Annotated in this window: 13 protein-coding genes and 2 tRNA genes; 8 read left to right on the top strand and 7 right to left on the bottom strand. The window is 74.2% G+C overall.

Annotated features, from left to right (window positions below; genetic code table 11):
- Nucleotides 1-12 precede the first annotated feature (12 nt).
- Together FB458_RS22005 and FB458_RS00775 are read right to left on the bottom strand one after the other, a co-directional pair.
- Entirely contained in the window at nt 13-1,005 is a 993-nt protein-coding gene (locus tag FB458_RS22005; RefSeq protein WP_170185519.1) for a phosphotransferase, read from the bottom strand.
- A gap of 7 nt (nt 1,006-1,012) precedes the next feature.
- A complete protein-coding gene (locus tag FB458_RS00775) occupies nt 1,013-2,740 on the bottom strand; it encodes a glycoside hydrolase family 13 protein (protein WP_425460830.1) in 1,728 nt (575 codons plus the stop codon).
- Nucleotides 2,741-2,844: 104 nt separating this feature from the next.
- Here FB458_RS00775 and FB458_RS00770 point away from each other — a divergent pair, with 104 nt between their 5' ends.
- The gene (locus tag FB458_RS00770) at nt 2,845-3,249 is read left to right on the top strand and encodes a globin (protein WP_141845904.1); all 405 of its coding nucleotides are present in this window, start codon (nt 2,845-2,847) and stop codon (nt 3,247-3,249) included.
- Between the two features lie 26 nt (nt 3,250-3,275).
- Here the strand turns inward: FB458_RS00770 and FB458_RS00765 are convergent, their stop codons facing one another.
- Both FB458_RS00765 and pepN read right to left on the bottom strand, forming a co-directional pair.
- Nucleotides 3,276-4,217, bottom strand: a complete 942-nt coding sequence (locus tag FB458_RS00765; RefSeq protein WP_246060995.1) for a mechanosensitive ion channel family protein — start codon at nt 4,215-4,217, stop codon at nt 3,276-3,278.
- Nucleotides 4,210-6,810 carry an aminopeptidase N gene (gene pepN, locus FB458_RS00760; protein ID WP_141845901.1) on the bottom strand — a complete coding sequence of 867 codons (2,601 nt, stop codon included), beginning with the start codon at nt 6,808-6,810 and terminating at the stop codon, nt 4,210-4,212. The genes FB458_RS00765 and pepN overlap by 8 nt, the downstream gene beginning before the upstream one ends.
- A gap of 118 nt (nt 6,811-6,928) precedes the next feature.
- On the opposite strand from pepN, the gene FB458_RS00755 reads away from it, so the two are divergent.
- The 3 genes from FB458_RS00755 (at nt 6,929) to FB458_RS00745 (ending at nt 9,287) form a co-directional block, all read left to right on the top strand.
- Complete coding sequence (locus FB458_RS00755) at nt 6,929-7,585, top strand: mycothiol-dependent nitroreductase Rv2466c family protein (RefSeq protein WP_141845899.1); 657 nt, start codon at nt 6,929-6,931, stop codon at nt 7,583-7,585.
- On the top strand, nt 7,585-8,058 hold the full coding sequence (locus FB458_RS00750; RefSeq protein WP_141845897.1) for a ribose-5-phosphate isomerase: 474 nt from the start codon (nt 7,585-7,587) through the stop codon (nt 8,056-8,058). Before FB458_RS00755 ends, FB458_RS00750 begins: the two co-directional genes overlap by 1 nt.
- A gap of 107 nt (nt 8,059-8,165) precedes the next feature.
- Nucleotides 8,166-9,287, top strand: a complete 1,122-nt coding sequence (locus tag FB458_RS00745) for a PP2C family protein-serine/threonine phosphatase (protein ID WP_141845895.1) — start codon at nt 8,166-8,168, stop codon at nt 9,285-9,287.
- A 30-nt stretch (nt 9,288-9,317) separates the two neighbouring features.
- Here FB458_RS00745 and FB458_RS00740 read toward each other — a convergent pair whose 3' ends face one another.
- Nucleotides 9,318-9,560: an antitoxin gene (locus tag FB458_RS00740; protein WP_141845894.1), complete on the bottom strand. Its 243-nt coding sequence runs from the start codon at nt 9,558-9,560 to the stop codon at nt 9,318-9,320.
- A gap of 98 nt (nt 9,561-9,658) precedes the next feature.
- Between FB458_RS00740 and trmB the strand changes: the two genes are divergently transcribed.
- Nucleotides 9,659-10,372 carry a tRNA (guanine(46)-N(7))-methyltransferase TrmB gene (trmB, locus tag FB458_RS00735; protein WP_246060994.1) on the top strand — a complete coding sequence of 238 codons (714 nt, stop codon included), beginning with the start codon at nt 9,659-9,661 and terminating at the stop codon, nt 10,370-10,372.
- Nucleotides 10,373-10,400: 28 nt separating this feature from the next.
- Nucleotides 10,401-11,063, top strand: a complete 663-nt coding sequence (locus FB458_RS00730; protein ID WP_141845892.1) for a Pr6Pr family membrane protein — start codon at nt 10,401-10,403, stop codon at nt 11,061-11,063.
- A gap of 17 nt (nt 11,064-11,080) precedes the next feature.
- Here FB458_RS00730 and FB458_RS00725 read toward each other — a convergent pair.
- Nucleotides 11,081-11,154: transfer RNA gene (locus tag FB458_RS00725), tRNA-Gly, on the bottom strand.
- A gap of 93 nt (nt 11,155-11,247) precedes the next feature.
- Here FB458_RS00725 and FB458_RS00720 point away from each other — a divergent pair.
- A tRNA-Pro gene (locus FB458_RS00720) sits at nt 11,248-11,321 on the top strand.
- Here the strand turns inward: FB458_RS00720 and FB458_RS00715 are convergent.
- On the bottom strand, nt 11,313-11,852 hold the full coding sequence (locus tag FB458_RS00715) for a hypothetical protein (RefSeq protein WP_141845890.1): 540 nt from the start codon (nt 11,850-11,852) through the stop codon (nt 11,313-11,315). The two genes, FB458_RS00720 and FB458_RS00715, sit on opposite strands and share 9 nt — an antisense overlap.
- Nucleotides 11,853-12,069: 217 nt before the next feature.
- On the opposite strand from FB458_RS00715, the gene tig reads away from it, so the two are divergent.
- A complete protein-coding gene (tig, locus tag FB458_RS00710) occupies nt 12,070-13,446 on the top strand; it encodes a trigger factor (RefSeq protein WP_141845888.1) in 1,377 nt (458 codons plus the stop codon).
- Nucleotides 13,447-13,464 lie beyond the last annotated feature (18 nt).

Genomic DNA, 13,464 nt, shown 5'->3' with positions numbered 1-13,464 from the left:
GACCGGGGCGGGTCAGAGGCTCTCGCCGTCGGCGAGCATCGCCAGCCACCGGTACGGCGCCTCGCGCACATCGGCCGCCTCGTGCGGCGGCAGCGGCGCCAGCGCCCGCAGCCAGCTGGCGGTGCGGCTGAGGATGCCGACCGTGCGGGCGGCCTCGACGACGCGCAGGGTGGCGGCGGTCGGGCCGCCGTACGGCGCGAGGTAGGCGTCCCGCGCGGCGAGCACGCGCGGGTCCTCCAGCCCGACCCCGTACGGCGCCGCGGTGTCGCGCAGCGCGACGAGCAGCGAGGCGTACGGGTGGGCGACGACCGCGTCGCCCCAGTCGAAGACGCGCGGGCCGTGGGCGAAGACGTTGTCGCGGTGCAGGTCGTCGTGCTGCACCGTCGGCGGCGTCCCGTCGTCGGCGAGCACCCCGGCGAGCTCCTCGACCCGGCCGCGCTCGCGGCGGGCCCGGGCGACGACCTCGCGCTCCTCGTCGGTGACCGTGACGGCGGCCGCGTCGTCGGCGACCTCCTCGAGCAGCGCGGTCAGCCGCTGCGGGCGGTGGTCCGGCGCGCCGGCGGCGACGAGCAGGTCGGCGGCGCGGGACACCCGCTGCTGGAGCCGCGCGTACCCGGCCAGCGCGAGGTGCCAGCGGTCCGCGGCCTCGGGCGTGAGCCGCCGCCCGAGCACCTCGCCGCCGTCGGGCAGCAGCAGCCACCGTCGCTCGGCGTCGACGGCGTAGGGGACGAGCACGTGCTCGGGCGCCCAGCGGGCGAGGACGGGGTAGAGCCCGACCTCCGAGGCCAGCCCGGGCCCGGGGGCCTTGAGCCACACCGACCCCGCGCTCGTCGGCAGCCGCAGCACCGTCGACCACGGCCGCAGGTGCGGCTGCTCGACGGCGCCGGTGCGGCGTACCCCTTGGGCGGCGAGCTCGTCGTCCGCCCACGCAGTCGCGCGCTCGCGCCAGGCCGGGGTCGCCCAGACGGTCGTCCCGTCCGAGCGGTCCCCGGCCCGGGTCGTCACGGGCGGGTCAGTCGGCCAGCCGCACCCAGGCGCTGGTGTCGAGCGGCAGCCGCCCGTCCGCGTCCAGGTCACCGGACACGACGAGCACCTCGCCCTCGGGCAGCGTCACGGGGTCGGACCCGAGGTTGGTCAGGACGGCCACGTCGGCGCGGTCGGCGCCCACCGACGCGAGGGCCACGACCGTGTCGCCGTACCCCTCGAGCCAACGCAGGTGCGCCGACCCGAGGCCGAGCTCGCGGCGGGTGGCGAGCAGCGAGCGGTAGAGCTCGAGCGTCGACCCGGTCCGGCCCTGCTGCTGGTCGACCGCGAGGTCGGCGTACGACGCCGGCTGCGGCAGCCACGTCGCGCCGGTCGTGTTGAAGCCGAGCGCGGGGGCGTCCTTCTCCCACGGCATGGGGACGCGGCAGCCGTCGCGGCCCTTCTCGGCACCGCCGGTGCGCACGAAGGCGGGGTCCTGGCGGACCTCGTCGGGCATGTCGGTGGAGTCGGGCAGGCCGAGCTCCTCGCCCTGGTAGAGGTACGCCGCCCCCGGCAGGCCGAGCATGAGCGTCGTCGCCGCGCGGGCCCGGCGCAGGCCGACCTCGGCGTCGGGCTGCGGGTCGTCGGCGCCGATCCCGTTGGGGCGGCGGCGGTCCTGGCGCAGACCGAGCCGCGAGGCGTGCCGGATGACGTCGTGGTTGGACAGCACCCACGTCGTCGGCGCGTCGACGAGCGCGGCCGCCTCGAGCGAGTGCGCGATCGTCTCGCGCAGCTGCGGCGCGTGCCACAGGCTCTCGAGGAAGGCGAAGTTGAAGGCCTGGTGCATCTCGGTGCGGCGCACGTAGAGCGCCATCCGCTCGGCCGGCTCGACCCAGGCCTCGGCGCACAGGATGCGGTCTGGGGCGCCGTACGAGTCGAGGACGCGGCGCCACCCCTCGTAGACCTCGTGGACGCCGTCCTGGTCCCACATCGGGGCGCGACGGTGCTCGCCCTCGCCCTCCTCGCCGCTGTGCAGCATCTCGGTGCGCTCGGCCCAGTCGGGCAATCCGTCCTCCTTGACCAGGCCGTGGGCGACGTCGACGCGGAAGCCGGCGACGCCGCGGTCGAGCCAGAAGCGCAGCACCGACTCGAACTCGTCGCGCACCGTGGGGTTCGTCCAGTCGAAGTCGGGCTGCTTCGTGTCGAACAGGTGCAGGTACCACTGGCCGGGGGTGCCGTCCGCCTCGGTGACGCGGGTCCACGCCGGGCCGCCGAAGACGGACTGCCAGTTGTTCGGCGGCTCCTGCCCGTCCGTGCCCTTGCCGTCGCGGAAGAGGTAGCGGGCGCGCTCCGGCGAGCCGGGCGCGGCGGCGAGCGCGGCCTGGAACCACGGGTGCTCGTCGGAGGAGTGGTTGGGGACGAGGTCGACGATGACCTTCAGCCCCAGGCGCTTGGCCTCGGCGAGCATGGCGTCGGCGTCCGCGAGGGAGCCGAAGAGCGGGTCGATGTCGCGGTAGTCCGCGACGTCGTACCCGGCGTCGGCCTGGGGCGAGGTGTAGAACGGGCTGAACCAGACCGCGTCGACGCCGAGGTCCTTGAGGTAGGGCAGCCGGGTGGTGATGCCCGGCAGGTCGCCGATGCCGTCGCCGTCGCCGTCGGCCCACGAGCGCGGGTAGACCTGGTAGATCACGGCGTGCCGCCACCACGTGCGGCCCTCGTCGGGGCTGTCGGCGGCGGGGCTCGTGGCGGTCACGGGACGGTGGTCGGTGAGGGTCACGGACTCCAGCGTGACGCCTGCCGGGCGGCGGCGGCAAATCGCTCCCGCACCCGTCTCGCGGGATGGCGCGCGGCGGGCGGCAGGGCGGGTGGCAGCATGGGCGCGTGAGCTTCTACGAGGAGGTCGGCGGGCACCCGACCTTCGCCCGGCTGGTCCAGGTCTTCTACCAGGGCGTCGCCGGCGATCCGCCGCTCAAGGCGCTCTACCCGGAGGAGGACCTCGGCCCGGCCGAGGACCGGCTTCGCGGGTTCCTCGAGCAGTACTGGGGCGGGCCGACGACGTACTCGCAGGAGCGCGGCCACCCGCGGCTGCGGATGCGCCACATGCCGTACGCCGTCACGCCCGACCAGCGCGACCGGTGGCTGCGCCACATGTCCGACGCGGTCGACGCGGTCGTCGCCGAGGGGCTCGTCGACGCCGCGCACGAGCTCGTGCTCCGCGACTACCTCGTGCGCGCCGCCCACTCGATGGTCAACGCCTTCGGCGACGAGGCCCCCGTCCAGCCCTGACGGGTCGCCGTACGGCGACGCGCGCCTCAGGGGGCGGGCGGCAGGACGGTGACCGGCACGGCGACGCCGTGCTCCTCGAAGGCGCGCAGGGCCCGCTCGCGGATCTCGCGCTGGACGCCGAAGTTGTCGTTCGGCGCGCACTTGGCGATGACCCGCACGGTGGCCACGCCGCCGACGACCGACTCGACGCCGACGACGTTCGGCGCCTCGAGCAGCGAGTCGTCCCAGGGCTCCTCGTCCTCCAGGCCGGCGAGCGCCTGCGTGACGACGGCGAGGACCCGGGGGATGTCCTGGCGGGCCGAGACGGGCAGGTCGACGATCGCCGTCGACCAGCCCTGGCTCTTGTTGCCGATCCGGAGGATCTCGCCGTTGCGGACGTACCAGACGACGCCGTTGGCGTCGCGCAGCCGGGTCACCCGCAGCGAGACCTCCTCGACGGTGCCGACGACCTCGCCGCTGTCGACGACGTCACCGACGCCGTACTGGTCCTCGACGATCATGAAGATCCCGGAGAGGAAGTCCTTGACCAGGCTCTGCGCGCCGAAGCCCAGGGCCACCCCGCCGACGCCGGCGGACGCGAGCAGCGGCCCGAGGGGCAGGCCGACGAGCGACATCACCGTCAGCAGCGCGATCCCGTAGACGAGGAACGTCGTGATGCTGCGCAGCAGCGAGCCCATGGTCTGGGTGCGCTGCACGTGCCGCTCGTGGGCGGCGCCGGCGGCCGCCGCCAGCGCCCGCCCGGCGCGACCGGGGATGGTCGTCAGCCGGGCGGCGCTGCGGCTGGTGGCGCCGGCCACCATGCGGTCGATGACCCGGTGCAGCACCCAGCGCAGCACCACCGCCCCCACGAGGGTGACGACGATGAGCAACGGGGTCCCGAGCACCCAGTGCCAGAAGCCGGTACCCCCGGTGTCGGGGGCGGCCGCGCGCACCAGGCCGGACAGCGACAGCAGGAGCTGGTCAACCACGCCGGGCGTCAGCCTCCCGCGCGTCGGCCTGCTGGGCCCGGACGGCGGTGCGCACGCCGTCGAGGCGCTCGACGACAAGGCGGCGCAGCGCCGGGGGAGCGTCCGGGTGGGCCTCGAGCCAGGCCGACGTCGTCGCCTCGAGCTCGGGGCCCGCGAGACCCATCGGGTAGAAGAACGTGATGATCCGCTCGCGGATGGCGGCCGAGCGGGACGTCCACACCGGCAGCAGCATCTCGTGCCACTTCGCGACGTAGCCGCCGAGCAGCGCCGGCGCGTCGGTCGCGCGGTTGAAGCCGCCGGCCAGCGCCTCGACCACGGAGTTCGGCAGGCCGTCCTCCTCGACCGCGAGCCGCCAGGCCTCGGCCTTGGCCTCGGGCGTCGCCAGCGCCGCCCGGGCGTAGTAGGCGCGCTCGCGGCCGGTGGCGGTGGCGTCGCGCTGCAGCTCGGACTCGACGTCGGCCTCGCCGACGGCGCCGGCGGCGGCCAGCGCCCCGAGCAGCGTCCAGCGCAGGTCCTGGTCGAGCTCGAGCCCGGGGTAGGGCTGCGAGCCGTCGTACACCCCGCGCAGCCGCGCGACGTCCTGCTCGCCGTGCGCGACCCGCGAGTAGGCGCTGACGAGCTGGAACTGCCGGTCGCTGCCGGGCTCGGCGCTCTCGGCCAGCTCGCGCAGGCCGTCGGCGACCTTGCGCACCAGCGCCGGTCGGCGCTCCGGGGTGGAGTACGTCGTCGCCGAGGTGATCAGCTGCGACGGGATCTGCTTGGTGGTCTGCAGGATCGTGCGCAGCACCGTCGACTGGTGCTCCACCGCGGCGCACTCGAGCAGGACGTCGACGAGCCGGCTGGCGGCGAGGTCGCCGTCGCGGACCATCTCCCACAGCGCGCCGATGACCAGCGAGCGGGGCAGGCTGTCCTCGAAGTGGGCGGTGTGCTCCAGCGCCGTCGCCAGCGACCGGTCGTCGAAGTGCAGCTTGGCGTAGCTGAGGTCCTCGTCGTTGACCAGCAGCAGGTCGGGGCGGGGCAGGCCGACGAGCTCGGTCAGCTCGGTGCGCTCGCCGTCGACGTCGACCTCGTGGCGGCCGACGCGGCGCAGCACGCCGTCCTGCACCTCGTAGCGACCGACCGCGATCCGGTGCGGGCGCAGCGTCGGGTGGTCCGGGTGCGCGCTCTGCAGGACGGCGGCCGAGGTGATCGTGCCGTCCTGGTCGGTGAGCTCGGTGGTCAGCGTGTTGACGCCGGTCGTCTTGAGCCACTGCTCGCTCCACGCCGACAGGTCGCGGCCGGAGCCGGCCTCGAACTCGGCGAGCAGGTCGGCGAAGCGGGTGTTGCCCCAGGCGTACTTGCGGAAGTAGGTGCGCAGGCCCGCGGTGAAGGCGTCGCGGCCGACGTAGGCGACGAGCTGCTTGAGGATCGAGCCGCCCTTGGCGTAGGTGATGCCGTCGAAGTTGACCAGGACGTCGTCGAGGTCGCGGATGTCGGCGTAGACCGGGTGCGTCGAGGGCTGCTGGTCCTGCTGGTAGGCCCACGTCTTCTCGTGGCTCTGGAACGTCGTCCACGCGTCGGCCCACACGTCGGTGGCCTCGGCCTGCGCGACGGTGGAGGCCCACTCGGCGAAGGACTCGTTGAGCCACAGGTCGTCCCACCACCGCATCGTCACGAGGTCGCCGAACCACATGTGCGCGAGCTCGTGCAGGATCGTCAGCCCGCGGCGCTCGACGAGCGAGTCCGGGACCTTGGAGCGGAAGACGTAGACCTCGGTGATGGTCACGCAGCCGGCGTTCTCCATCGCGCCGGCGTTGTACTCCGGGGTGAAGATCTGGTCGTACTTCGCGAACGGGTACTCGGAGTCGAACTCCTTCTCGAAGAACTCGAAGCCGAGTTTGGTCAGCGAGAAGATGTTGTCGGCGTCGACGTGGGCCATGAGCGACTTGCGCGCGTAGATGGCCAGCGGCACCGCGCCCTTGCGCGAGCGGGCCTCGTCGCGCACGACGTCGTACGGGCCGGCGACGAGCGCGTTGACGTACGGCGACAGCCGCGGCGTCGCGTCGAAGGTCCAGGTGCGGGCGGCGACGCCGTCGGCGTCGAACGTCTCCGAGGGCTCCGGGGTGAGGGAGACGGAGACGACCTGCCAGTGCGAGGGGACCGTCGCGGTCCACGTGAAGGTGGCCTTGAGGTCGGGCTGCTCGAAGACGGCGAAGACGCGGCGCGCGTCGGCGACCTCGAACTGCGAGTAGAGGTAGACCTCGTCGTCGACCGGGTCGACGAAGCGGTGCAGCCCCTCGCCGGTGTTGGTGTAGAGCCCGGTGGCCCGGACCACGACCTCGTTGTGCTCGGCCAGCCCGTCGAGGGCGATCCGCGAGTCGGCGTAGACGCCCGCGGCGTCGAGCGACCGGCCGTTGAGCACGACCTCCTGCACCGAGTCCGCGACGAGGTCGAGGAAGGTCGCGGCGCCCTCGCGCGCGTCGAAGCGCACGGTCGTGGTCGTCGCGAAGGTGCGCGGACCGCGGGTGAGGTCCAGGACGATGTCGTAGCTGTCGACGCGGACGAGGTCGGCGCGGGTGGCCGCCTCCTCCCGCGTGAGGTTGGTTCCGGGCACGGCTGGTCGAGCCTTTCGCAGATGTGGGGCAGGTGAGCCGGCAGCGGGACTGCCGGGGCGCCGGTGAGGAGGCGCAGCCTGGTCGTCATCCTCGCACGCACGGTGAGAGGATCCGGTCATGAGCCCTGCTGCGAAGACCGCCGGAGACGCCTCCGCCGCCCCCCGTCGCGTGCGCCGCGACAAGGTCGAGATGTGGTTCGACCCCATGTGCCCGTGGGCCTGGATGACCAGCCGCTGGCTCCTCGAGGTCGAGAAGGTCCGCCCGGTGCGGATCCAGTTCTCGGTGATGAGCCTCGCCGTCCTCAACGAGGGCCGCGACCTGCCGCCGGAGTACCGGGCGATGATGGACAAGGCCTGGGGCCCGGTCCGGGTCTGCATCGCCGCGCAGGAGCAGCACGGCGACAAGGTGCTCGAGCCGCTCTACACGGCGATGGGCACCCGCATCCACCCCGGCGGCGAGAAGGACTTCGACGAGGTGATCGCCCGGTCCCTCGAGGACGTCGGGCTCCCGGCGACCCTGGCCAAGGCCGCGCACCAGAAGAAGTACGACGCCGCGCTGCGCCGCAGCCACAAGCGGGGCATCTCGCTCGTCGGCCAGGACGTGGGCACCCCCGTCATCGCCGTCAAGGACACCGCCTTCTTCGGCCCGGTCGTCACGCCGGCCCCGAAGGGCGAGGCCGCCGGCCGGCTGTGGGACGGCACGCTCCTCGTCGCCTCCACGCCGGGGTTCTACGAGATCAAGCGGACCCGGGACCAGGGCCCGGTCTTCGACTGATGCGCGTGCACGTCGGCGGCGACCACGCCGCGTGGGAGCTGCACCAGGCGATCGTCGCCCACCTGACGCAGGCCGGTCACGAGGTGACCGACCACGGCCCGCACGTGCTCGACCCCGAGGACGACTACCCGGTCGCGGTGCTGCGCGCCGCCGAGGCCGTCGCGGCCGACCCGGGGTCGCTCGGCGTCGTCCTCGGTGGGTCCGGCAACGGCGAGCAGATCGCCGCGAACAAGGTCAGGGGCGTGCGGGCCGCGCTGGCGTGGACGCCCGAGCTGGCCCAGCTCGGCCGGGAGCACAACGACGCCCGCGTCGTCGCCATCGGCGGCCGCTTCACCGCGGTCGAGGAGGGCCTGGCCATCGTCGACACGTTCCTCGCCACCCCGTTCTCCGGGGTCGAGCGCCACGCCCGGCGGCTGGCCATGGTCACCGCCTACGAGCAGGACGGGACGCTCCCGCCCGAGCCGACGACCTGACCCCCGCAGCGTCCGCACGCACGAGGCACCGGTGCCCCGTCCGTGCGGACGCACGGGGTTCGCCCGTCCGGGCGGCGCGGAGCGGTCCCCGCCCCTAGGTTGGACCCATGGCCACGGGTGACGTCCCCGTCGCGCACGCCCCCGTGCGCGCGCGCCGCCGCCTGCCCACGCTCGGGCTGACGTGGCGACGCCTGTCCTACCACCCCGTCGCGCGGGGGATGGCCTTCCTCGCCCTGGGTCTGGGGATGCTCGTCCTCGGCCTGCTGCGCGCCTCCACCGTGCCCCCCAGCTCGTACGCCCCCGTCGTGCTCGTGGCCGCGCTCTACCTCCAGCCCTACTGGATGGCCCTCGTCGCCGGCACCTTCGCGCTCGAGCTCGTCATGCTCACCGCCGTCACCAGCCTGCTGCGCGGCGCGTCGATCGCCTCCTGGGTCGCGCTCGTCGCCAACCTCCTCGTCATCGGCCTCGCCTGGGGCGCCAGCGCCGCCCGCGCCCGCGTCGGGGTCGAGGGGCACCGCGGCGAGTCGATGTTCGTCGACCTGCGCGACCGGCTGCGGGCGCTCGGGGAGCTGCCGACGCTGCCCGGGGGGTGGCACGCGGAGGCGGCGGTCGAGTCGGCGTACGGGCAGTCGTTCTCCGGCGACTTCGTCGTCGCGACGATGAAGAACCAGGACGAGCTCGAGGTCGTCCTCGTCGACGTGTCCGGCAAGGGCGTGCAGGCCGGCACCCGCTCGCTGCTGCTCTCCGGCGCCCTCGGCGGGCTGCTGGGGGAGACCAGCCCGCAGCGCTTCCTCGGCGCGGCCAACGACTACCTCCTGCAGCGCGAGTGGGAGGAGGGCTTCGCCACCGCGGTGCACGTCTCGCTGGACCTGCGCACCGGCGCCTACGACATCGGCACGGCCGGCCACCCGGCGGCGGTCCAGTTCCACGCCGGGTCGGCGCGCTGGTCGGTCCTGTCCGGCACGAGCGGTCCCGTCCTCGGCGTTGTCGAGGGTCCGCACTTCGAGCGGATCGGCGGCCGCCTCGGGCGCGGCGACGCGCTCGTGCTCTACACGGACGGCGTCGTCGAGTCGCGCAGCCGCGACCTCAGCGCCGGCGTCGACCGGATGCTCGGCGCCGCCGAGCGGCTGGTCACCACCGGGTTCGAGGGCGGCGCGCGGCGCCTGACCGCGAGCGCGCGCGAGGGCGAGAGCGACGACCGCGCGGTCGTCGTCGTCTGGCGCGACTGACCACCGCTCGGGGCGACCGGCCGGGGCGGGTCAGCCCGAGGTGGTGGGGCGGTGCAGGTCGTCCTGCTGCCCGTCCAGGCCGTCGAGGGCCTCGCGGGCCTTGTCGACGCCCTGCCGGATCTTGTCCGAGTGCTGCCCACCGGTGCGCTCGTCGGCGAGCTGCCCGGCCTTCTCGAGGCCCTGCTCGACCTTGTCGCCGTGCTGGTCGACCAGCTCTGTCGCCTTCTCCCTGGCCTGGTCGGCCAGACCCTTGAGGTTGTCGAACATCCCCATGACGCAGCTCCCGGTCGTCCGCGGACGCCCGTGGCCGGACGTCGCTGGAGCGACCAGCGTACGCAGCCGGGTCCGGTCGTTGTCTAGGCTGGTCCGCCGTGTCGACCGCCCCGCAGGACCCGCCCGCCCAGACGCTCGCCGAGCCGCTGCGCCCGACCGACCCCCACCGGGTGCGGACCTTCAGCGGTCGGCAGGGGCGGATGAGCGACCTGACCCGGGCCCGCCTCGACGAGCACGGTCCGCGTCGGCAGCTGCCCGCCGGGGTGCTCGACCCCGTGGCGACGTTCGGCCGCCGGGCCCCCCTGGTCCTCGAGGTCGGCTGCGGGCACGGCGCGGCGGCGGTCGCCTACGCGCGCAGCCACCCCGAGCACGACCTCGTGGCCATCGACGTCCACGTCCCCGGGCTCGCCCGGCTGCTCGCGGTCGCCGACGAGCAGGGCGTGGGGGACAACCTGCGGGTCGACCGCGACGACGCCGTCGCCTTCCTGCAGGACCGCGTGCGGCCGGGTCAGCTGTCGGCCGTCCACCTGCTCTTCCCCGACCCGTGGCCGAAGAACCGGCACGCCAAGCGGCGCTTCGTGCGCGACGACACCCTCGACCTGCTGCGCGACCGGCTCGCCCCCGGCGGGGCGGTGCTCGTGGCGACCGACATCGCGTCGTACGCGCAGCACGTGCGCGAGCAGGTCGCCCTGCACGGCGGGTTCGTCGTGCAGGAGACCCCGCGGCCGGCGTGGCGGCCGATGGCCGGCTTCGAGGCCAAGGGCGTCGCTGCGGGGCGGACCGTCACCGACCTGCGCCTCGTCCGCCGCTGACGGCTCCGGCGCACCTACACTCCCGGCCATGGAGCGCTCACGGCTGGGGCGGTACTGGCACCTGGTGACCTTCGTCGTCGCGGTCGTCGCGGTGGTGCTGCAGTTCGCGGTCATCCTGCGGGGGCACACGATCATCGACACCGACGTGGCCGCCGCGCCGCTGGGTGAGCAGGTGCGACGGTTCTTCTGCTACTTCACCATCCAGTCGAACATCCTCTGCGCGGTGGCGACGGGGATAATCGTGTTCCGGCGCACCGAGGGCCCCCTCTTCCGGGTCCTCCGGCTCGCGTCCCTCATCGGGATCACCGTCACGGGGATCGTCGCCGCCATCGCCCTGCAGCCCTCGCCGAGCTACACGGCCTCGCAGCTGCTGTGCGACCGCCTGCTGCACATCGCGGTGCCCGTCCTCGTCGTCGTCGGCTGGGTCGCCTTCGGACCCCGCGGGTACGTCGGCCGTGCGGACGTCCTGCCCGCGCTCGCCTGGCCGGTGGTCTGGGTCGTCGCCACCCTCGGCCTGCGGCCGGTGACCGGGTGGGTGCCCTACCCGTTCCTCAACCCCGACCGCGTCGGCGTCGGCGGCGTCGTCGTCGCCTGCGTCGTCATCACGGCCCTGTTCCTGGCCCTGGCCGCCCTGATCGTGTGGGCCGACCCGCGGCTGCGGGCGAACGGGCGCGAGCCGGTCACCTCGTGAGGGACCGGCTCGCGTGCTGGAGCGGGCGACGAGAATCGAACTCGCGTAGCCAGTTTGGAAGACTGGGGCTCTACCATTGAGCTACGCCCGCGCGGACGGCGTGCGGCCCCGCGAAGGGCCCGCCGTCCAGGGGGATAGCGTAGTGCCCGCGCTCGCGGCCCGCCCAATCCGGCCGCTCGGGCGACGGGGTATGGCGCAGCTTGGTAGCGCGTCCGCTTTGGGAGCGGAAGGCCGCCGGTTCGAATCCGGCTACCCCGACGGCGGGGCGTCGTACGGGCCCCGGGCGGGGACCCCGAACGTCTCGCGCAGCGACGACGGGGTGCCCTGCGCCTCCAGCGCGCTGGCGAGCCGGTCGATGCCCTCCGGGCGGGGCCACACGAAGAGCCCGAGCAGGACGAGGCCGACCGCGACGCCGAGCGCGAGGGTCCACCACGACCCGGGGCGCAGGGCGACGGACAGGGCGATGGCGACGAAGGCCGGGATCTCGGCGAAGGCCGCGCGCAGCATGAGCGAGGACTGGAAGACGGCCGTCGCCCGGTCGCGGGCCCGGTCGGCGGGCATCCCGGCCGGCAGCGGCTCGACCCGGCGGCCCTGGCGGGAGAGCAGCGCCGCGGCCAGCGCCGCGGCCAGCAGCACGGCGACCACCGCGACGAGCGGGGGCGCCGCGAACGGGACGACGAAGGCCCAGGCCAGCGCGATGACGAGCAGCGCGACCCCCATCGCGCCGACGACGAGGCGGACGGTGCGCAGGGCGGGCTGCGGGGTGACGGGCGGTCCCGGCTGGCTCATGGAAGGACCCTAGCCACGCCCCACCGCCGCGGGCGCCGCCCGCCGGCGATTCGGAGCGTCCCCCCGCGAGCGGCTAGCATGGCTCGTTGGTCGTGCCCGTCCGCCGCGCCCGTGGTCGGTGCGGCGTCGTCCGGGGCCCGCGCAGCCGCGCGGCGCGCTCCGGGGCGCGACCGCCGACCTGATCCACTTCGCCCACCCACGCCTGGAGATCCCCGCAGTGAAGAGTGCCGTCGAGACCCTCAACCCGACCCGGGTGAAGCTCACCGTCGAGGTCCCGTACGAGGAGCTGCAGCCCAGCCTCGACGCGGCCTACAAGACGATCGGGTCGCAGATCCAGGTCCCCGGCTTCCGCAAGGGCAAGGTCCCGCCGCGGATCATCGACCAGCGCGTCGGCCGCGGCGCCGTTCTGCAGGAGGCGGTCAACGAGGCGCTGCCGAAGTTCTACGGCCAGGCCCTCGACGAGAACTCGGTGCGCCCGCTCGGCCAGCCCGAGGTCGACGTCACCGAGGTCCCGGCCGAGACCGGCCAGGAGCTGAAGTTCACCGTCGAGGTCGACGTCCGCCCCGAGATCGCCCTGCCGGACTACGCCAACATCGCCGTCGAGGTCGACGCCGTCGCCGCGAGCGACGCCGACATCGAGGAGCGCCTCACCACGCTGCGCCAGCGCTTCGGCACCCTCACCGGGGTGGACCGCGCCGCGCAGGAGGGCGACTTCGTCTCGCTCGACCTCAAGGCCGTCATCGGCGACGAGGAGATCGACGCGGTCACCGGCGTCTCCTACGAGGTCGGCAGCGGCAACATGATCGAGGGCATCGACGAGGCCGTCACCGGTCTGTCCGCCGGGGAGTCGGCGACCTTCACCGCCCCCCTCGCGGGCGGCGACCACGCCGGCGAGGACGCCACCTGCACCGTGACGGTCCAGGCCGTCAAGGAGCGCGAGCTGCCCGAGCTCGACGACGACTTCGCCCAGCTCGCCTCGGAGTTCGACACCCTCGAGGAGCTGCGCGGCGACGTCGCGAAGCAGGCCGAGCAGGCCAAGCGCTTCGAGCAGGGCATCCAGGCTCGTGACCGCGTCCTCGACGCGCTGCTCGAGGCCACCGACGTGCCGGTGCCCGACTCGGTCGTCGAGGCCGAGGTGCACAGCCACCTCGAGGGCGAGGACCGCCTCGAGGACGACGAGCACCGCGCCGAGGTCCAGGAGAGCACCCGCAAGGCGCTGCGCGCCCAGCTCCTGCTCGACGCCATCGTCGAGGCCGAGGAGATCTCGGTCCAGCAGCCGGAGCTCATCGAGTACATCGTCATGTCGGCGCAGCAGTATGGCATGGACCCGAACCAGTTCGCCCAGGCCATCGACGGCCAGGGCCAGGTGCCGGCCATGGTCGCCGAGGTCGGTCGCCGCAAGGCGCTCGCCCACGTCCTCGAGCAGGCGAAGGTCACCGACACCGACGGCAACCCGGTCGACCTCGAGCAGGTCACCGCGCCCGGCGAGGAGCTCCCCGTCGAGGGCGAGCTCGTCGAGGACGGCGACGCGACCACCGAGGCCACCGAGGCCACCACCGAGGACACCGAGGCCGAGGGCGCCGAGGCGCGCTGACCACCGGTCGCCGTACGG

Origin of the sequence: Lapillicoccus jejuensis (assembly GCF_006715055.1) — a bacterium.
Lineage (GTDB): Bacteria > Actinomycetota > Actinomycetes > Actinomycetales > Dermatophilaceae > Lapillicoccus > Lapillicoccus jejuensis.
This window is presented reverse-complemented; position numbering and strand designations above follow the sequence as displayed.